19 protein-coding genes are annotated in these 17,401 nt (G+C 73.1%); 5 read left to right on the forward strand and 14 right to left on the reverse strand.

Annotation, left to right across the window (positions count from 1 at the left end):
• Nucleotides 1-12 precede the first annotated feature (12 nt).
• Both ACN28F_RS31760 and ACN28F_RS31765 read right to left on the reverse strand, forming a co-directional pair.
• Nucleotides 13-1,833, reverse strand: coding sequence for a metallophosphoesterase family protein (locus tag ACN28F_RS31760; protein ID WP_289206114.1), 1,821 nt, complete (start codon nt 1,831-1,833; stop codon nt 13-15).
• A gap of 106 nt (nt 1,834-1,939) precedes the next feature.
• Nucleotides 1,940-2,674 (reverse strand): SDR family NAD(P)-dependent oxidoreductase, encoded by a 735-nt coding sequence (locus ACN28F_RS31765; RefSeq protein WP_421361142.1) that lies wholly within the window; start codon nt 2,672-2,674, stop codon nt 1,940-1,942.
• Nucleotides 2,675-2,751: 77 nt separating this feature from the next.
• Here ACN28F_RS31765 and yidD point away from each other — a divergent pair, with 77 nt between their 5' ends.
• Together yidD and ACN28F_RS31775 are read left to right on the forward strand one after the other, a co-directional pair.
• Complete coding sequence (gene yidD / locus ACN28F_RS31770) at nt 2,752-3,153, forward strand: membrane protein insertion efficiency factor YidD (protein ID WP_289206116.1); 402 nt, start codon at nt 2,752-2,754, stop codon at nt 3,151-3,153.
• Nucleotides 3,154-3,182: 29 nt separating this feature from the next.
• Nucleotides 3,183-3,869 (forward strand): HAD family hydrolase, encoded by a 687-nt coding sequence (locus tag ACN28F_RS31775; protein ID WP_289206117.1) that lies wholly within the window; start codon nt 3,183-3,185, stop codon nt 3,867-3,869.
• A 35-nt stretch (nt 3,870-3,904) separates the two neighbouring features.
• Here the strand turns inward: ACN28F_RS31775 and ptsP are convergent, their stop codons facing one another.
• From ptsP to ACN28F_RS31830, 11 genes are all read right to left on the reverse strand, one after another.
• Nucleotides 3,905-5,554: a phosphoenolpyruvate--protein phosphotransferase gene (ptsP, locus tag ACN28F_RS31780; RefSeq protein WP_289206118.1), complete on the reverse strand. Its 1,650-nt coding sequence runs from the start codon at nt 5,552-5,554 to the stop codon at nt 3,905-3,907.
• Complete coding sequence (locus tag ACN28F_RS31785) at nt 5,547-5,876, reverse strand: HPr family phosphocarrier protein (RefSeq protein ID WP_289206119.1); 330 nt, start codon at nt 5,874-5,876, stop codon at nt 5,547-5,549. Before ACN28F_RS31785 ends, ptsP begins: the two co-directional genes overlap by 8 nt.
• A gap of 27 nt (nt 5,877-5,903) precedes the next feature.
• On the reverse strand, nt 5,904-6,944 hold the full coding sequence (locus ACN28F_RS31790) for a zinc-dependent dehydrogenase (RefSeq protein WP_289206120.1): 1,041 nt from the start codon (nt 6,942-6,944) through the stop codon (nt 5,904-5,906).
• A complete protein-coding gene (locus ACN28F_RS31795) occupies nt 6,941-7,408 on the reverse strand; it encodes a PTS sugar transporter subunit IIA (RefSeq protein ID WP_289206121.1) in 468 nt (155 codons plus the stop codon). Before ACN28F_RS31795 ends, ACN28F_RS31790 begins: the two co-directional genes overlap by 4 nt.
• A complete protein-coding gene (locus ACN28F_RS31800; protein ID WP_282227258.1) occupies nt 7,401-7,709 on the reverse strand; it encodes a PTS lactose transporter subunit IIB in 309 nt (102 codons plus the stop codon). Before ACN28F_RS31800 ends, ACN28F_RS31795 begins: the two co-directional genes overlap by 8 nt.
• A 49-nt stretch (nt 7,710-7,758) precedes the next feature.
• The gene (gene mtlA, locus ACN28F_RS31805; RefSeq protein WP_289206122.1) at nt 7,759-8,919 is read right to left on the reverse strand and encodes a PTS mannitol transporter subunit IICB; all 1,161 of its coding nucleotides are present in this window, start codon (nt 8,917-8,919) and stop codon (nt 7,759-7,761) included.
• Nucleotides 8,920-8,946: 27 nt separating this feature from the next.
• Nucleotides 8,947-9,933 carry a 1-phosphofructokinase gene (gene pfkB / locus ACN28F_RS31810; protein WP_289206123.1) on the reverse strand — a complete coding sequence of 329 codons (987 nt, stop codon included), beginning with the start codon at nt 9,931-9,933 and terminating at the stop codon, nt 8,947-8,949.
• A complete protein-coding gene (locus ACN28F_RS31815; protein WP_421361145.1) occupies nt 9,930-10,691 on the reverse strand; it encodes a DeoR/GlpR family DNA-binding transcription regulator in 762 nt (253 codons plus the stop codon). Before ACN28F_RS31815 ends, pfkB begins: the two co-directional genes overlap by 4 nt.
• Before the next feature lie 145 nt (nt 10,692-10,836).
• The gene (locus ACN28F_RS31820; protein WP_289206125.1) at nt 10,837-11,538 is read right to left on the reverse strand and encodes a response regulator; all 702 of its coding nucleotides are present in this window, start codon (nt 11,536-11,538) and stop codon (nt 10,837-10,839) included.
• Nucleotides 11,478-12,752 carry a hypothetical protein gene (locus ACN28F_RS31825; RefSeq protein ID WP_289206126.1) on the reverse strand — a complete coding sequence of 425 codons (1,275 nt, stop codon included), beginning with the start codon at nt 12,750-12,752 and terminating at the stop codon, nt 11,478-11,480. The genes ACN28F_RS31820 and ACN28F_RS31825 overlap by 61 nt, the downstream gene beginning before the upstream one ends.
• Nucleotides 12,753-12,822: 70 nt before the next feature.
• The gene (locus ACN28F_RS31830; RefSeq protein ID WP_421361147.1) at nt 12,823-13,548 is read right to left on the reverse strand and encodes a histidine kinase; all 726 of its coding nucleotides are present in this window, start codon (nt 13,546-13,548) and stop codon (nt 12,823-12,825) included.
• A gap of 140 nt (nt 13,549-13,688) precedes the next feature.
• On the opposite strand from ACN28F_RS31830, the gene ACN28F_RS31835 reads away from it, so the two are divergent.
• The 3 genes from ACN28F_RS31835 to ACN28F_RS31845 all read left to right on the forward strand — a co-directional run bounded on the left by ACN28F_RS31835 (nt 13,689) and on the right by ACN28F_RS31845 (nt 16,486).
• Nucleotides 13,689-14,705: a CPBP family intramembrane glutamic endopeptidase gene (locus tag ACN28F_RS31835; protein WP_289206128.1), complete on the forward strand. Its 1,017-nt coding sequence runs from the start codon at nt 13,689-13,691 to the stop codon at nt 14,703-14,705.
• Between the two features lie 99 nt (nt 14,706-14,804).
• On the forward strand, nt 14,805-15,578 hold the full coding sequence (locus ACN28F_RS31840) for a sugar transferase (protein WP_289206129.1): 774 nt from the start codon (nt 14,805-14,807) through the stop codon (nt 15,576-15,578).
• Nucleotides 15,575-16,486, forward strand: a complete 912-nt coding sequence (locus ACN28F_RS31845) for an NAD-dependent epimerase/dehydratase family protein (protein WP_421361150.1) — start codon at nt 15,575-15,577, stop codon at nt 16,484-16,486. Before ACN28F_RS31840 ends, ACN28F_RS31845 begins: the two co-directional genes overlap by 4 nt.
• Here the strand turns inward: ACN28F_RS31845 and ACN28F_RS31850 are convergent.
• On the reverse strand, nt 16,453-17,244 hold the full coding sequence (locus tag ACN28F_RS31850) for an alpha/beta fold hydrolase (protein WP_289206131.1): 792 nt from the start codon (nt 17,242-17,244) through the stop codon (nt 16,453-16,455). The two genes, ACN28F_RS31845 and ACN28F_RS31850, sit on opposite strands and share 34 nt — an antisense overlap.
• Nucleotides 17,245-17,401: the final 157 nt, after the last annotated feature.

Here is a 17,401-nt window from a genome sequence, read left to right on the forward strand (position 1 = left end):
GGACCACGGTTGTCAGGCCCCGAGGGCGAACCGGTCCAGCACCACCGGTGCGACATCCGGGGTCCGCATGTCGTAGCGGTAGCTGGTCACCTCACCGGTGCCGGTGTCCAGGACGGAGAAGACCGAGTAGTCGTTGCTCTGCACGAACGGCAACGGCGTACCGGCCGGATCAGTCAGGGGCGCGACCGTCGGCAGCTGCGGCGCCAACCCGCCCGGGTTGCCCTGGGCCAGGTAGTTGTCCGGATCCCACGGCGCCGGCGGGATGGGCCGGGACCGGCCCGACAGCGGATGGAACGCCCCGTAGGAGTTGCCCACGTTGGAGGTCTCCAGATAGTGCGTGCCGGAGTCGGCGGTGAACCGGTTCCACAGGTGCGAGTGGCCGTTGAGCACCAGGTTCACCCCGGCGGACTCCAGCAGCGGGGCGACGTCGCGGGTCAGCACGTTCTCCGCACGGGGATAGTCGTACCGGACCAGCGTGTTGCCGGCCGCGTCGGTCTCCTCGGTGCGTACCGGATCGGTGAAGGGCGGGCTGACGTTGTCGCCCAGGCCGTGTGGGCCCTCGTGCAGCATCACCACCGTGTACTTCGCGTCCCGGAACTGCCTACTGGCCACCTCGCGCTGCAACCACTTGTACTGCCTGCCGCCGACGCCGATCTGCTCGAAGATGTGCGAACCCCAGCCCTGGGCGAGCGGGTCGCCCAGGGTCGCCGGGGCCTCGGTGTAGCGGGTCCGCTGCCAGTTGGCCGGGTCGGCGGCGATGCCGGTACCCCGCCAGATCCGGGTGGCGTACAGCGAGATCAGCCGGACGTCACCGACGGTGGTCGCGTACCAGCGTTCGCCGCCGGGTCCGCTGGTCGGCAGGGAGAAGATCTCCTCGTACGTCTCGGTGTTGAACGAGTTCTCCAGGATCCAACGTTCCTTGATCTTCGGATCGTTGCGCGGGTTGACCTGCCGGGCGACCTTGCGGTAGGCCGCCTCGGCCACCTCACGCGGCACCGGGGCGTTGAACGACTCGTTGAGCGTCGGCAGCCCGCTGCGGCCCTGCACCTCGTGGTTGCCGATCGCCGGGAAGAGCGGCGCGTGCTGCAGGATCTCGCCGCCGGTCCAGGCGACCCCGTTGACCGTCCGGGACGCCCGGCCCTGCAGCGCCGGGAAGAACGCACCGCCGCGCTGGTCGTCGAACCACTCCGAGGCCCGGTCCGGGACGTTGACCAGGTCGCCGGCGAGGAACACCGCGTCGATCCGCCCGACGGTCTCGACCGCCTTCTGCAGGTTCGCCGGGGTGTTCGGCATCGACTGGTGGTCGCTGGTCAGCAGGATCTTCTGCGCGTGGCCCTTGGCCGCCGCCGGGGCCAGGGTGTACGTGTCGGAGGCGACCAGCGCGCCCCGGTCGATCGACACCACCCGGTACGGCGTCCGGCTGCCGACGCCGAGTCCGCGCACGGTCGCCTCGTGCCGCCAGATGTGCCGGCGGGTGATCTGCGCCGGCGGGTTCGGGATCTGCGAGGCCGCGTCCTCGGCCACCCGGGACAGCTCCCCGGTGGCCGCGCGGAACACCCGTACCCCCCGGATCTTGCCGCCGGTGGCGGCGGCCCGCAGCTCGGCCCGGTTGAGCTCGTCGGCGCGCTCGCCGACGACCACCACGTGGTGCCGACCGGCGAACTCGGTCAGCCAGACGACCCGGACCGAGTTCTTCGTCGGGGACTGCAGGAACGGGTCGGTGAGCAGGACCGGGGCGGCGTCGGTGCCGGCGGTCGCCGCCGGGGTGATCGCGCCCATCAGCAGGGCCAGGATCGTGAGGGTGATGGTGAACTGCCGGATCGGTCTGGACACGGTGCCTCCACGCTGTCGGTGTCGAACCAGCGGGAGCATCGCCGTCGCAGGTGAACGGCGTCGGCGTAAGACGCTGACCAGCGGATGAACGCCCGGGCCCGCGCGGTCAGCGGTGCACCAGCCCGCCGCCGACCTCGATCACCTGACCGGTGACGGCCCCGGAGCCGGGGCTGGCCAGGAAACGGGCCGTGGAGACCATGTCGTCGGGGTCGAGCCGGCGCTGTACCGCCTGACGGGCCAGGACCGCGGCCTCGTCGACCGGCCGGCCACCGGCGAGTTCCACCTCGCCCTCGGTGCGGATCGCGCCCGGCGAGATGGCGTTGACCGTGGTGCCGTCCGGCCCCAGTGCGCGGGCCAGCGACCGGGTGAGGCCGACCAGCGCGGCCTTGCTCGACACGTACGACGGCCCGGACGGGCCACCCAGGCGGACCGTGGCCGAGGTGACGTTGATGATCCGGCCGCCGCCACGGGCCCGCATCCCCGGTGCGAGGGCCTGGCTGAGCAGCATCGGGGCGGTGACGTTGACCGCGAACGTCGCCTCCCATTCGGTCAGCGGCAACTCGTCGATCCACACGTTGGAGGCGCGGGCGGCGTTGTTGACCAGGACGTCTACCGGCCCGGCCGCCTCCGCGAGGGCCAGAACCTGGTCCGGGACCGACAGGTCGGCCTCGACGAGGTGGGCGTGCGCACCGGCCACCCGGCACCGCCCGGCGACAGCCTCCGTCTCGTCGGGGGCGGCCAGGTGGTGCAGCACCAGGGTCACCCCGGGCGCGGCGAGTCCGACCGCGAGGGCCGCGCCGATGCCGCGTCGCGCCCCGGTGACCAGGATCGTCCGGCTCATCAACGGATCCTGCGGTCCCTGGTCACCCCCGTCAACGACCGCCCGTGGAGTTGCGCCTGTCGTCGATCATCAACCGCATGATCGGCAACACTTGGACCACCGCCCGGAAGAACCGTCGCCAGCAGCGCAAAGCGTCCCGTTCCCGCAATCTCGACGGCTGCTGCGACGGCTGCGACTGCTGCGACCTCGGGCTGTTCTCGACCCTGCTCACCGTTGGCGCGCTGGCGGCGACCATGACCCGGGCACCCGGGCTGGACCGGGCGGGGGAGGCAGCAATCCGTGGCTACCGGCGGTGGCTGTCGCCGTACTGGCCGGGCCGCTGCCGGTTCACTCCCACCTGCAGCGCGTACGGGCTGGCGGCGGTGCGCACCCACGGCCTCGGCGTCGGCGGCCGGCTGGCCGCCGCCCGGTTGCGCCGCTGCCGCCCCGACGTGCCGCAGGGCACCGCCGACCCGGTGACACGCGCCCCCGTACGATGACACCACCGACGGTATGTGGGGAGTGGACGGTGGACACGGACGTCGCGGCGATCGTCTTCGACTTCGACGGGCTGCTGATGGACACCGAGACGACGCTGGTCGACGGCTGGCGGCACGTCTGGGCGGCGCACGGCCTCGACCTTGAGCTCGACGGCTGGTTCTGGCCCGGCAACGGTGGCAACTGCACCGACCACCGGCTCGACCGGCTCGCCGCCCTGGTCGGCCCCACCTTCGACCGGCGCGCCTGCCAGGCGCGGTACGAGGCGTACCGCCGGGCCCGGCACGAGAGCCTGGACTTCTGCCCGGGCATCCGTGACTGGCTGGACGAGGCCGCCCGGCTCGGCCTGCGGACCGCGGTGGCCAGCAGTTCGCCCCGGACCTGGGTACGCGAGCACCTGGGCCGGGTCGGTGCCGTCGACCGGTTCGACGTCATCGCGACCGGCGACGAGGTCGCGGCACCGAAACCGGACCCGGCGGTGTTCCGGCTCGCGCTCGACCGGCTCGGCGTCACCGGCCGCCGGGCGGTCGCGGTGGAGGACACCGGGCACGGGGTCCGGGCCGCTGCCGACGCGGGGATGTGGACCGTGGCGATCCCGAACGCCTTCGTCGACCCGGCCCAGGTGGCGGCGGCGGACCTGATGCTGACCAGCGCCGCCGCGCTGACCCTGGCCGAGGTCCTGGGTCGGCTCCCGAGCGGGTTGGCGACCCGGGGCTGAGCCAGCCGTACGGCGGAGCCACCTGCGGGCGCGGCTCAGCCCTCGGCCGGGCCGGCGGTGGCCGCCGCGCGGGCGGCCGTGGCGTCCGGCGCGGCCAGCGCGGCCTGCGCCAGCCGCCGGCAGTCGTCGAGGGTGTGCGCGGCGAGCGCGGCCCGTACCGCCGGCACCGACCGGGCCGACATCGACAGGCTGGACACCCCGAGCCCGGTCAGCACCACGGCCAGCGCCGGGTCGGCGGCGGCCTCGCCGCAGACCCCGACCGGCTTGCCGGCGGCGGCACCGGCCCGCGCGCAGCCGGCGATCAGCTCCAGCAGCGCCGGTTGCCACGGGTCGAGCAGGTCGGCCAGGTCGCCGCAGAGCCGGTCGGCGGCGAACGTGTACTGGCTCAGGTCGTTGGTGCCGATGCTGAGGAAGTCGACGTGGCCCAGCAGCGCCTCGGCGCGCAGCGCGGCGGCCGGCACCTCCACCATGGCGCCAACGGTGGGCAGCCCGACGGCCCGGGCCAGGTCGGCGAAGTCGGCGGCCTCCGCCGGGGTGGTCACCATCGGTGCCATCACCCAGACGTCGGCACCGGTGGCCGCGGCGGCCTGGGCGATCGCGGCGAGCTGGGTCTGCAGCACCTCGGGGCGCCGCCGGGCGGTCCGCAGGCCCCGTACGCCCAGCGCCGGGTTCGGCTCCTCCCCGGCGTGCAGGAACGGCAACGGCTTGTCCGCGCCGGCGTCGAGGGTCCGTAGCACCACCTTGCGGCCGTCGGCGGCGGCGAAGACCTTCGCGTACGCGGCGACCTGCTCGTCGTGCCCGGGTGGGGCGGTGCGGTCCAGGTAGAGCAGTTCGGTGCGGAACAGGCCGACACCTTCGACGTCGTCGACCAGGTCGGCCGCCGAACCGATGTTGGCCAGCAGCGCCACCGGATGCCCGTCGGCGGTACGCCCCGGCCCGCTGGTCGCCGCGAGTTCGGCCCGCCGGCGCTGCTCCCGCCGGGTGGTGTCGGCGACGGTGTCGGCGTCCACCCCGACCGCGACCTGTCCGGTGGTGCCGTCGACGGTGACCAGGGTCCCGTCGGCGACGTCCAGGATGCCGGCGCAGCGCACCACCGCGGGCAGGCCGAGCGCCCGGGCCACGATCGTGGTGTGGCTGGTCGGCCCGCCGGCGGCGGTGACCAGGGCGAGGACCCGGGCCGGGTCGAGCCCGGCGGTGTCCGCCGGGGCCAGGTCCCGGGCGACCAGGATGAACGGCACCCCCGGATCCGGTACGCCGGGCATCGGCTCGCCGAGACAGACCGCCACTGCCCGGTCCCGCAGGTCGTCGAGGTCGGCAACGCGTTCGGCGAGGTAGCCGCCGGCGGCGGCGAACGCGGCCCGGTGCTCGCCGAGCGCGCCGTCGATGGCGTGCGGGGCGTCGGCGCCCTCGCCGACGCGGGCCCGTACCGCCTCGTGCAGCACCGGGTCCTCGGCCATCATCACCTGTGCCCGCAGGATCTCCGCCGCCGTCGGATCGGTCGCGGTGCCGGCCCGCCGACCGAGTTCGGCGGCGACCGTGGTCAGGGCGGACACCGCCCGGTCCGCCTCGGCGGCCGGGTCTGGCACCGGTCGCGGCGCGGGCAGTCGGGGGGCCTCGGCGACCCGGTACGCCGGGCCGGCCGCCCACCCGGTACCCACACCGAGGCCGGTCAGCAGGTCAGGCACGGCCGGCCGCCGCGTCGGCGTCCCCAGCGGCGGTCGCAGCGGAGTCACCGGCGTCGTCGGCGTCGAGGTCGCGGGCGAGCAGCGTCGCCAGCTCGTCGAGGGCCGCCTCGGCACCGTCACCGTCGGCTTCCAACGTGACTTCGGTGCCCTGCTTCGCGCCGAGGGAGAGCACGCTGAGCATGCTGCGGGCGGGAACGGCCGGCCGGTCGGCGGTGCGGATCGTCACCGGCACCGCGGCGGTGGCGGCGGCGGCGACGAACAGCGCGGCCGGCCGGGCGTGCAGGCCGCTGGCGGATCCGACGGTGACGGTACGGGTGGGCATGGTGCGCCTCCTTGGTCCCTGGTGGGGTCAGGGCTCGATGGTGACTTTGATGGCGTCGCCGCGGGCGACCACGTCGAACGCTTCGAGCGCGCGGTCCAGCGGCAGCCGGTGGGTGATCAGGTCGGCGACCGGCACCGCGCCGCTGGCGATCAGCGCGAGCGCTTCGGCGTTGTGCGCCGGGCTGGAGCCGTTGGCGCCGACGATGGTCAGCTCCCGGTAGTGCACCAGGTTGGAGTCACAGGCGATGATCGGCTTGTCCTTCGGCAGACCACCGAAGAAGCTGATCCGGCCCTGCCGGGCGGTCATCTGCAACGCCTGCTCCTGGGCGACACCGGCGGCGGTGGCGGTGATCACCACGTCCGCGCCGCGCCCGTCGGTCAACTTCTTGATCTCGTCGATCACGTCGGTCTCGGCGCCGCAGACGGTGGCGTCGGGGTGGACCAGCCCGGCGGCGAGGTCGAGCCGTTCACGGTTGACGTCGACCAGGAAGACCCGGGCGGCGCCGCGTGAGCGGGCCAGTCGTACGTGCAGGCAGCCGATCGGGCCGGAGCCCATGATCACCACGTCGTCGCCTTCGCCGACCCGGGCCAGGTTCTGCCCGTTGAGGACGCAGGCCAGCGGCTCGGCGACGGACGCCTCGGCGTAGCTGACCCCGTCCGGGATCCGGTTGAGCCCGTCGACCGCGAGGACCTTGGCCGGTACCACCATGTGTTCGGCGAACCCGCCGTCGTAGTGGTATCCCATCGACTCCTGGTTGGGGCAGACCGTCATCCGGCCGCGTCGGCACTCACCGCAGGTGCCGCAGGGGATCGCGGCGATCACCTGGACCCGCTCGCCGACCTGCCAGCCGGTGACCTCGGCACCGACCGCGGCGATCTCGCCGGCGATCTCGTGGCCCATCACCCGGGGTGGGGCGATGTGGTGGTGACCGAAGTTACGGATCTTGACGTCGGTGCCGCAGGTCGAGCAGGCCCGGACGCGGATCAGCACGTCAGCGGGGCCGGGCTGCGGCTCCGGTGCCTCCTCGATCCGGACGTCGCCGGGGGAGTGGAACCGGACGACCTTCATGTGGAGCTCTCCTCTCGCACCGGCGCCAGCAGCCGGAGCACGTCGTCGATGTCGGTGGCCTCGCGCAGCGCGCGGGCGGAGTCGGGTTCGAGCAGGATCTGTGCCAGCGCGGCGAGCAGTTCGACGTGCCCGTCGCCACGGGCCGCGATGGCCACGCAGACCGTCACCGGGAAACCGTCCCAGTCCACCGGTTCCGGGAAGCGCAGCACGGCGAGGGCGTCGCGGCGTACCGCCTCCTTGCTGGCCAGGGTGCCGTGCGGGATCGCCACACCCTCCCCGACGTAGGTGGAGACGGACTGCTCGCGCTGCAGCATCGCGGTGACGTAGTCCGGGGTCACCGCGCCGATCTCGACCAGGACCTCGCCGCACCGGCGGATCGCGGCGATCCGGTCGCCGGCCTGCTCCTGGAGCCGGACGGCCCGGCGCTCGAGCAGAGCGCCGGGGTCCGGTTGGCGGTCAGCCATCGAGCTGGCCGCCCTGCTGCACGGTGGCCACCAGCCGGGCCACGGCGGGGTCGCCGATGAAGATCTGCACCGGGACGATCACCTTGTCGGGTGCGCTGCCCCGGGCCCGGTCGACCAGACCCTGGTGGCAGACGACGACGTCGGCGTCGGCGGGGATCGCGTTGACCGGCGTGTGCTCGACGGTCACCTGGTGCTTCTTGAGCTGCTTGCGTAGCTGGCTGGCGAGCATCACGCTGCTGCCCATGCCGGCGTCGCAGGCGACGACGACCTTGCGGATGTCCTGCGCGTTGATCGATGCCATGGGCCTGGTGCCCTCCGTGGTCGCGGGTGGGTTGCGGTCGTGGACCGGGTCAGTAGGTGGTCGGGGTGGACCGGTAGGCGTGCGCACCTGCGGTGGTGTCGCCGGCCGGGGCGTCGAGGCTGGCAGCCTGCGGCCCGGAGTCCTCCTCGACCGGCTCCTTGCCCTCGCCGCGGCCGAAGCCGAGCAGCACCGAGGCGACCGCGAAGGTGACCGCCGCCGAGATGACCACGCCGAGCAGGACCCCGAACCAGCCACCGCGCGGGGTGACCGCGAAGTAGGCGAAGATGCTGCCCGGAGACGGGGTGGCGACCAGGCCGGCACCGGTGACCATGAAGGTCCAGACCCCGGCGGCACCGCCGGCGATCATGGCCAGGATCAGTCGCGGCTTCATCAGTACGTACGGGAAGTAGATCTCGTGGATGCCGCCGAGGAAGTGGATGATGATCGCCGCCGGGGTGCTGGCCCGCAGCAGCCGGGGCCCGAACAGCAGGAACGCGACCAGCAGACCGAGGCCCGGGCCGGGGTTCGACTCGATCATGAACAGGATCGAGTCACCGTCGGTGGCCGCCTCGGCGACGCCCAGCGGACCGAACACGCCGTGGTTGATCGCGTTGTTGAGGAACAGCACCTTTGCCGGCTCGACCAGGATCGACACGAACGGCAGCAGGCTGTGACCGACCATCCAGTCCACGGCGGAGCCAGCGGCGTCGGTGACTCTCTGCACCACCGGCCCGATTACCCAGGTGCCGATCAGCGCCATGCCGCCGCCGATGATGCCGGCGGAGAAGTTGTTGATCAGCATCTCGAAACCGGCCGGGATCTTCTCCTCGATCAGGTTGTCGAAGAGCTTCAACAGGTACGCGGTCAGCGGGCCGACGATCATCGCGCCGAGGAACATCGGGATGTCGGCGCCGACGATGATGCCGACCGTGGCGACCGCGCCGACCACCGCGCCGCGCTGGCCGTGCACCAGCCGGCCACCGGTGTAGCCGATCAGGATCGGCAGCAGCGTCAGGATCATCGGGTCGACCAGTTCGGCCATGGTCGCGTTCGGGATCCAGCCGGTGGGGATGAACAACGCGGTGATCAGACCCCAGGCGATGAACGCGCCGATGTTGGGCATCACCATGCCGGCGAGGTAGCCGCCGATTCTCTGCACGCTGGCCTTGAACCCGGTGCCCTGCACCTGGGGTGTGTAGTCGGTGGCCATGGTTGCGGTGCTCCTTCTATGTGGGGGTTAGGGGTAGGTGACAGGTGTGTGGGTCCCGAGGTGTCGGGACACCTCGGGAGCACGAGGCGCCGGAGACCGACGGGCTGGCGGGTGCAGGCGTACCGTGTCCCGGCGCAGGTCGGCCGGTCCGGGCATCCGGCTGCCGGGCAGGCTGACCGCCGCCGCTCCCCAGGCGAGCCCTTCGGCGAGTGCGTCGGGGCCGGCGGCACCGGCGGCGAGGAAACCGGCCAGCATCGCGTCGCCGGCACCGACCGTGCTGCGGGGCTGCGCCACCGGGGAGTCGCCGGTGTGTACGCCGTCGGCGTCGATCAGCACGGCACCCTGCGCGCCGAGGCTGGCCAGTACGGTGCCCGCGCCCCAGGCCCGCACCTGCTGCGCGGCGTCCACCACGTCGTCGAGGGTGTCCAGCGGCCGCCCGACGACCTCGGCCAGCTCCTCCCGGTTCGGCTTGACCAGCGCGGCGCCGGCCTGCGCGGCGGTCCGCAGCGGTGGGCCGCTGGTGTCCACGGCCAGCCGCAGTCCGGCGTCGACGAGCCGGCGGCACAGCTGGCCGAAGTCGTCGAGCGCCAGCCCCGGTGGCAGGCTGCCGCAGACGACCACCCAGTCGGCCCGCTCGGCGGTGTGCAGCAGCCGGGCCGTCACCGCCTCGAACTCCGCCGCGCTCAGCGTCGGACCGGGTTCGTTGACCTTGGTGACGGTGCCGTCCGGTTCCGCCAGGGTGAGGTTGGACCGGGTGCGTCCGGCGATCGCGACGGTGATGACCTCGACGCCCTCCACCGCGAGGAGCCGGACGAGTTGTTCGCCGTCGTCGCCGCCGCACGGCAGGACCGCGACGGTCGGTACGCCGTTGGCCAGCAGCGCCCGGGACACGTTGACGCCCTTGCCGCCGGGGTCGAGCCGGGTGCCGGTGGCCCGGATGACCTCACCTCGGACGAGGTCGTCGACCTCGACGGCGCGGTCCAGGCTCGGGTTGAGGGTGAGGGTGAGGATCACGCCCGCACCACCCGGGGTCCGGCGGTCTCGACCTCGGCGACGAGGTCCTCGTTGAGGCCGGTGTCGGTGATCAGCAGATCGATGTCGGCCAGCCGGCCGAACCGGGCCAGGTAGTCGTTGCCGATCTTCGTGTGGTCGGCGAGCAGGACCGAGCGCCGGGCGGCGCCGATCATCGCCCGCTTGACCGCCGCTTCCGCCGGGTCCGGGGTGGTCAGGCCGCGTTCCACCGAACATCCGTTGGTGCCGATGAAGGCGACGTCGACGTAGATGTCGGCCAGCGGCCGTAGCGCCCAGTCGTCGACCGTGGCCATGGTCCGGCTGCGTACCCGCCCGCCGAGGAGCAGCACCTGCAGGTTGTTGCGGACGCTGAGGGCGGTGGCCAGCGTCGGTGAGTTGACCACGACGGTCAGCTCCCGGTCGGTGGGCAGGATAGCCGCCAACCGTGCGGTGGTGCTGCCGGCGTCGAGGATGATGGCGCCTTCCACCGGGAGTTCGGCGAGCGCGGCCTTGGCGATGCGCTCCTTCTCGGTGGTCAGGACCGCGTCGCGGGTGGCCAGCGCAGGTTCGAAGCCGATGCGCTCGACCGGGATGGCGCCGCCGTGCACCCGCCGCAGGACGCCGGCCCGCTCCAGGGTGGTGAGATCACGCCGGATCGTCTCGGCGGTCACGTTCAGTGACTCGGCGAGCGCGGTCACGTCGACCCGGCCCTCGGTACGGGCGAGCCGGACGATCTCCTGTTGCCGCTCCTCGGCGTACATGTGGTTTCACCGCCGTTTCGTTTTGCTTCAGGTTTGTTTACGCCCGCTTGTGTGGGATGTCAAGGGCTGAATCTGGAGAAGTTCGATCTTGACCGCTCGGTTGACCTGCGGTCGGACGACCGCCCACCGCGCTAGGGGTACCGGCTCAACGCCGGGGGCTGACCAGACCGGCGTCGTAGGCGACGATGGTGGCCTGCACCCGGTCGCGGACCCCGAGCTTGCCCAGTACCGCGTTGACGTGGGACTTGACGGTGCCCACCCCGACCCCGAGCCGGGCAGCTGCCTCCGCGTTCGACAGCCCCTGCGCGACCAGCCGCAGCACCTCGCGTTCGCGCGGGGTCAGGCCGGCCACCGCAGGCGGCGGCGCGGCCGCCCCGGCCGGACCCGCCACGAACGCCGCGATGAGTCGGCTGGTGACCGCTGGCGCGAGCAGCGACTCCCCACCGGCGACGATCCGGATCGCGGTCAGCAGCTGGTTGGGTTCGGCGTCCTTGAGCAGGAAGCCCGACGCGCCGGCCCGCAACGCCTCGAACACGTAGACGTCCAGGTCGAACGTGGTCAGCACGAGCACCCGGGGGCCGCCTCGCGCGGTCAGCAGCCGGGTGGCGGTGATCCCGTCCATGCCGGGCATCCGGATGTCCATCACCACCACGTCGGGGCGCAGCCGCTCAGCCGCGTCGACCGCCGTCGCGCCGTCGGCGGCGGTGCCGACGACCGTCAGGTCGGGTTCGGCGTCGATGATGGCGACGAACCCCGCCGCCACCACCGGCTGGTCGTCGTCGACGATCACCCGGATACCGATGTCGTCACCTCCTGGTGCGCCGGTGGCCGCTGGTACGGCAACCACACCTGTAGTGTGCCGCCCGGTGCGACGCGGCAGACCCCGGCCAGCGCCTCGGCCCGGGCCCGCAGCGCCGCGACGGTGGGGTCGCGTACCGCCGCCGCGACGCCACGGACCTCTAGGTAGAGACAGGGCTCCGGGCCGAGCGCCACCCGGACCTGGGCGGGGCCGGTGTCGCCGGCGGCCAACGCGGCCTCCGCCAGCCGGTACGCACAGACGTCGAGCGCCACCGGCAGGGTGTCCGCGCGGTCGGGCAGGTACGTGGTGACCGGCCGCCCGGCGGCGCGGTACGCGGCGGCGAGCGCGGTCAGGTCCACTGTCGTCGGCTGCGGGGCCCGGTCGTCGGCGTCGGCGACCGGTGCCCCGTCGTCGCCGGTCGCGGTACCCCGCAGACCGACCAGCAGGTCCCGCATCGCCGCCAGGGCGGACCTGGCCACGGCGGCGACCTCGTCCAGTTGGGCCACCGGATCGGCGGCCGGCGGGCGCCCCGCCACGGCGGCGACCTCGGCGGCGCGGGGCAGCACCCGCTCGTCGAGCTGCGCGGCGATCCGGCGCCGGGCGGCGTAGGCGACGCTGTCGGCGGCGACGTTCGCCGTCAGGATCGCCGTCCGTTCGCCGTGCAGCACCCGCCCGCGCCGGCGCCGCATCACCACACCCGCCGCCCAGACGACGGCGAACCCGGCGCCGAGCAGCACCGCGAAGACGATCGTGGCGATGCCCGCCGTCACGACGGTGACCGCCGTCGGCACGGGCTGACCATCCGCTCCGAAGCCGACGTCCGCGCCCGGGTCGACGTCGTCGACCAGGCCGATCGCGACGGCGAGGCCGATCACCAGAGCGCTCGCCGGTACCGCCAGCCAGCTGACCCGTGCCGTCGTGCGGGTGGCCACCGTCCAGATCGCCACGGCCTCGGCCAGGCAACCGGCCAGCAACACCGTCACCACGTCACCGGAGGGCAGGAGCCCGACCCCGATCGCCAGCGGCCACGCCAGTGTGGTGCCGGTGGTGGCGGCCAGCACCGGCCACGGCGCCCGCCGCCGCCACGGAAGCGCGGCGGCATGCGCCACCAGCAGCGCGAGCAGTACCAGCACCGGTCCCGGCCCGTCCCGTTGCAGCACCGGCCAGTCGAGGGCGACGACACCGACCGGCAGCGCGATCGCCAACATGGTCAACGCCAGGTCGGTCAGGTCCGGGCCGCCGGCGCGGGTGCGGCGACCCATCGCCGAGTCAGCCGTCGGCAGGTCCAGCCGGACCTGCCAGCCGCCGTCGTCGGTGGGTCCGGCGGTGAGGTCACCACCGAGCGGTCGCGCACGTTCCCGGACGCCGGCCAGCCCGCTTCCCGAGCCGATGACGTCGTCGTCGGCGGGGCGGGTGCAGGGCCTGCCCGGCCAGGTCCGGCCGGCTGGCGGTCAGCCGCCGGGCGGCGGTGACGGTGACCACCACGGCGGTCAGGTGGTGGGCGCTGACGTCGTGCAGTTCGCAGGCCAGCCGGTGTCGCTCCCGGGCGGCGGCCTGCTGCTGGGCGAGTCGTGCCGTGGCGAGCGCGGCGGCGGCCTGTCGTCGACCGAGCCGCCACCGTTGCCGGCTGTGACCGAGTCCGACCATCAGCAGGTAGCTCACCGTGGTGAGTCCGATGGCGCCAGCGGCGTCGCCGGTGGCGCCGTAGCTGAGCAGCGTGGCGACGACGCTGCCGATACCGAACAGACCGGCGGCGGCCAGGGCGCGGTCGAGTGGCCGGTGTGCGGCGACGGAGAACAGGGCCACCAGTTCGGCGACGCCGATCACGGCCAGCGCGTCCTGGGGTGTCCCGGCGGTCCCGGCCCAGAGCGCGACCGCCACCGCCGCGCAGCAGGGGTACGGCGCCCGGACCCGCCAGACCAGCGCGACCGCGACCACAGTGGTCGCCGCGACGGCGACCACGACGCCGACCGGAGCCGGCCGCCGACCAGCGGCCCGATCGGCCAGTAGGCCAGCTGCCCGGCCGCCAGTACGGCCGGCAGCAACCAGCGTCGCCATCCGTTCATGTCGCGCCGACAATAGAGGTCCGCCGGTCACCCGGCCCACTTCGGGTGTAGCCGGTCCCTATCCACGGGAAGAGGCGGGATTCGTGCCGGCGGACGATGCCCGCCCCGGTCCGGGGCGGCAGGCTCGACGACATGACCCCGATGTCCTACCCACCCCCTGCGGCACCGGCGCGACCCTGGCGCATCGCGGCTCCCGCTGGCACCCCGTACCACCGGCTGGCCGCGACCGATGTCCATCGCTGGTGGCGGCCGCTGTTGGGCACCGGCGCGGTGCTGGTCTCCTTCCTTGCGGTGCAGGTAGCGCTGATCATCGTGTTCATGATCGTCGCCTTCGTGCTCGACGCGCCCCGCGACGCCGACGGGCTACCGGTCCTGCCGCCGCTCGCCGAGACGGCGTACGCCTTGCTCGGGATCGCCGCCGGGTTGCCGCTGGTCCTGGTGGCCGCCTGGCTGATCCAGCGTCGCTCACCGGGCAGCGTCTCCTCGGTCGTCGGCCGGATCCGGTGGTCCTGGCTGGGGCGGTGCCTGCTGATCGCCCTGCCCGTGGTCGTCGGGTTGCTGGCCGGCACGTACGGACTGATGGCGTTGACCGGCGCCGACACCGGCGTCGACGACGTCGACTGGGTCGGTGTCACGATGTTCGTGACCAGCGCGGTGATGCTGCTGGCACTGGTGCCGCTGCAGGCCGCAGCCGAGGAGTACCTCTGTCGGGGCTGGCTGCTGCAGGCGGTCGGGGCGTATCTGCGCGGCCCGTGGCCGGCGATCGTGATCCAGGCGGTGCCGTTCGCTCTCGCGCACGGTTGGGGCACCACCTGGGGCTTCCTGGACCTGCTGCTGTTCGCGGTGGTCACCGGGTGGCTGACGGTCCGTACCGGTGGGCTGGAGGCCGCCGTCGCGCTGCACGTGGTGAACAACCTCGTCGCGATGCTGCTCGCCGGTGCGCTCGGTCAACTGACCATCGAGGAGACGGCGACCGACGCACCGTGGCAGATGCTCGTGGTCGACGCTCCGTTGCTGATCGGTTATGCCGTCGTGGTCGCCTGGCTGGCTGGGCGGCGAGGGCTGGACCGTACGACGCCGTCGGTGGTTCGGCACTCCGGTGAGCCGGCTGCGCTGACCGGTCCGCTCGGCGGCACTCGACCGCATTAGTGCTGACTGCGGTAGTTGCGGCAAAGGTCGTACTTGGAGATGTTTTGTCTGTTAAAAAGCCTTATTGGTTGAGTAGCTTCCACTGAAGGGGCGCGTCCCATGGCCACGCCAACACTGCGGTCCGCCGACCGGGTTCTGCCCACCGCGGCGGCCCGGCTGCGCCGCTACGACAGGGTCAAGCGGGTGATCGACGTACTCGGCGCGGTGACCGCCCTGGTCGTCGCGGCCCCGGTGATGGCGGTGGTCGCCGTGGCGATCCTCATCCGGCTGGGGCGGCCGGTCCTCTTCCGACAGGTCCGTCCCGGCCGGGACGGTGAACTGTTCGAGATCATCAAGTTCCGCACGATGCGTACCGTGGACCCGGCCCGTGGCCTGGTCGACGACGCCGACCGGCTGACCAGCTTCGGTCACTGGCTGCGGGCGACCAGCCTCGACGAGCTCCCCGGACTGTGGAACGTGCTGCGTGGCGAGATGAGCCTGGTGGGGCCCCGTCCCCACCTGGTCAAGTACCTCGACCTCTACACGCCGTGGCAGGCCCGCCGGCACGAGGTGCGGCCGGGCATCACCGGGCTGGCCCAGGTCCGCGGCCGCAACGCCCTGGCCTGGGAGGACAAGTTCGCCTACGACATCGAGTACGTGGACAACCGCAGCCTGCGGCTCGACCTGCGGATCCTGGCCGAGACCGTACGGGTGGTCCTGCGGCGCGAAGGTATCGCCGCCCCGGGCACGGTGACCTGGCACGAGTACACCGGCCCACCGGCGGACGCGGCCGGTGGGCCGACCGACGCCGGGTGCACGACCCCGTCCACCGACGCCCGAGGTGCCGGCCCGTCGCTGGCGCGTTCGTCGTCGGCCCGCGGGTGCGGCAGTTGACGACGGGGCCGACGGTCCTGCTGTTCGGTGCCTCCGGGCTGCTCGGCCGCAGGGTGCACGCCGCGCTCGGTGTCGACCTGTGGGTGTGCGCACCGGCGCGGGCCGGCTGCGACCTTGCCGCCGCCGACCCGGTGGCCCTGGCCGACCTGCTGGCCACGGTCCGCCCCGACGTGGTGGTCAACTGCGCCGGCCGTACCGACGGTGGTGGCACCGACCTGCTGCGGATCCACGTTCTGGCGCTCGCCCGGCTGATCGAGGCGATGGCGACGACCGTACCCGGGGCGCGGTTGATCCGGCTCGGTTCGGCGGCCGAGTACGGCATCGTCGCATCCGCGACGCCGGTGGCCGAGGACCATCCGGCCCGTCCGGTCAGCGCCTACGGTCTCAGCCACCTGACCGCCACCCAGCTGGGGGAGCTGGCCGGCCGCGAGGCCGGGGTGGAGGTGGTGACCCTGCGGGTGTTCAACCCGGTCGGGCCGGGGCTGTCCCCGCAGAGCGTCCTGGGCCGAGCCGCGGCCCTGCTGCGGGTCGGCGACGGCGCGCCGCTGGAGATCGGGTTGACCGACAGCGTGCGGGACTTCGTCGACCTGCGCGACATCGCGTCCGCGGTACGGGCCGCCGTACTGGCCGGCGCGCTGCCGGTGCGACTGTTCAACGTCGGTTCCGGGCACGCCGTCGACGTCCGCGACGCCGTGGTCGCCCTGGCCCGTATCGCCGGCCACAGCGGTGAGCTGCGGCCCGGCGCGTTCACCGCGACGGCGGGCCGCTCAGCGGCGGTGCCGTGGATGTGCGCCGACACCAGCCGCATCCGGCAGGTGCTCGGCTGGTCACCCAGCTACGACCTGGCGGACTCGTTGAAGGCACTCTGGGTCGATCACCAGGACGCCGGCCCCCACAGTCGCAGGTAACGGCTGATCATCGCGTTGGTCTGCCGGGGCACTTCGAACTGGAAGAAGTGGCCGGAGCCGGCGACCTGGCCGATCACGGCGTCGGGCACCAACTGCCGCAGCCGGCCGTAGTCGCCGAACGGGGCCGGACCGCCGATGTAGAGCAGCCGCCGCCCCCATGCGGTCAGCGCCGCGTCACCACCTGCCTCCACGAAGCCGGCGAGCCCGTCGAGGGTCGCGGCGGCCACCGTGTCGCTGGGACGCAGCATCTGGTCGATCGTCCAGTCCACCAGCCGCGGGTCCGACTCCGGGATGAAGAACGACCGGATGATGTCGATGCGAGCCTGGCGGGGATCGTCGCCGCGGATCGACTCGGCCAGCGCCGCGACCTGTTCCGAGGTGCCGGGCGGCACCGCCACCGACGCGTCGAGCAGCAGCAGCGCGGCGACCCGGTCGGTCGCCTCGGCGGCGGCGGCCAGCGACCAGACCCCACCCATGCTGTGCCCGATCAGTACCACGTCTGTCATGTCCAGTTCGACCATCAGTTGCCGCAGGTCGGCCCCGAGCTCGGCGACGGTGAAGCCGCGGTCACCGGCCGGGCTCGCGCCGTGGCCGCGCATGTCGACGGAGATCACCCGGCGTCGCCAACTGGCCAGGTGGGCTGCGATCGGCTTCATGAACCGGTGGTTGCAGCACCATCCGTGCACCAGTAGGACGTCCTGACGGCCCCGGCCGGTCTGCCAGTAGCGCATCCCGGCGGCGGTACGGTCGTGAGTCACGTGGTCCTCCTCGCGTTGACGTCCAGGATTCGATGACTTTCAGTAGTCATTGTGCCGCATTTGGTGACGGTGGGCATCCGGGGTTCAGGTGGTGCGACATCCGATCGCCCCGCCGGGGCACGTTCACCCTGACCGGGTGATGACCGCTGCCCGTCGC

The sequence above is a fragment of the Solwaraspora sp. WMMA2101 genome, assembly GCF_049179175.1.
GTDB lineage: Bacteria > Actinomycetota > Actinomycetes > Mycobacteriales > Micromonosporaceae > Micromonospora_E.

Bases quoted from the DNA above. Each gene is read 5' to 3' on its own strand.
- ACN28F_RS31800 (WP_282227258.1), bottom strand. From the start codon at position 7,709: ATGGCATCGATCAACGCGCAGGACATCCGCAAGGTCGTCGTCGCCTGC.
- yidD (WP_289206116.1), top strand. From the start codon at position 2,752: ATGATCGGCAACACTTGGACCACCGCCCGGAAGAACCGTCGCCAGCAG.
- ACN28F_RS31790 (WP_289206120.1), bottom strand. From the start codon at position 6,944: ATGAAGGTCGTCCGGTTCCACTCCCCCGGCGACGTCCGGATCGAGGAG.
- ACN28F_RS31765 (WP_421361142.1), bottom strand. From the start codon at position 2,674: ATGAGCCGGACGATCCTGGTCACCGGGGCGCGACGCGGCATCGGCGCG.
- ACN28F_RS31825 (WP_289206126.1), bottom strand. From the start codon at position 12,752: ATGGGTCGCCGCACCCGCGCCGGCGGCCCGGACCTGACCGACCTGGCG.
- ACN28F_RS31815 (WP_421361145.1), bottom strand. From the start codon at position 10,691: ATGTACGCCGAGGAGCGGCAACAGGAGATCGTCCGGCTCGCCCGTACC.
- ACN28F_RS31840 (WP_289206129.1), top strand. From the start codon at position 14,805: ATGGCCACGCCAACACTGCGGTCCGCCGACCGGGTTCTGCCCACCGCG.
- ACN28F_RS31795 (WP_289206121.1), bottom strand. From the start codon at position 7,408: ATGGCTGACCGCCAACCGGACCCCGGCGCTCTGCTCGAGCGCCGGGCC.
- ACN28F_RS31785 (WP_289206119.1), bottom strand. From the start codon at position 5,876: ATGCCCACCCGTACCGTCACCGTCGGATCCGCCAGCGGCCTGCACGCC.
- mtlA (WP_289206122.1), bottom strand. From the start codon at position 8,919: ATGGCCACCGACTACACACCCCAGGTGCAGGGCACCGGGTTCAAGGCC.
- ACN28F_RS31835 (WP_289206128.1), top strand. From the start codon at position 13,689: ATGACCCCGATGTCCTACCCACCCCCTGCGGCACCGGCGCGACCCTGG.
- ACN28F_RS31830 (WP_421361147.1), bottom strand. From the start codon at position 13,548: ATGGCGACGCTGGTTGCTGCCGGCCGTACTGGCGGCCGGGCAGCTGGC.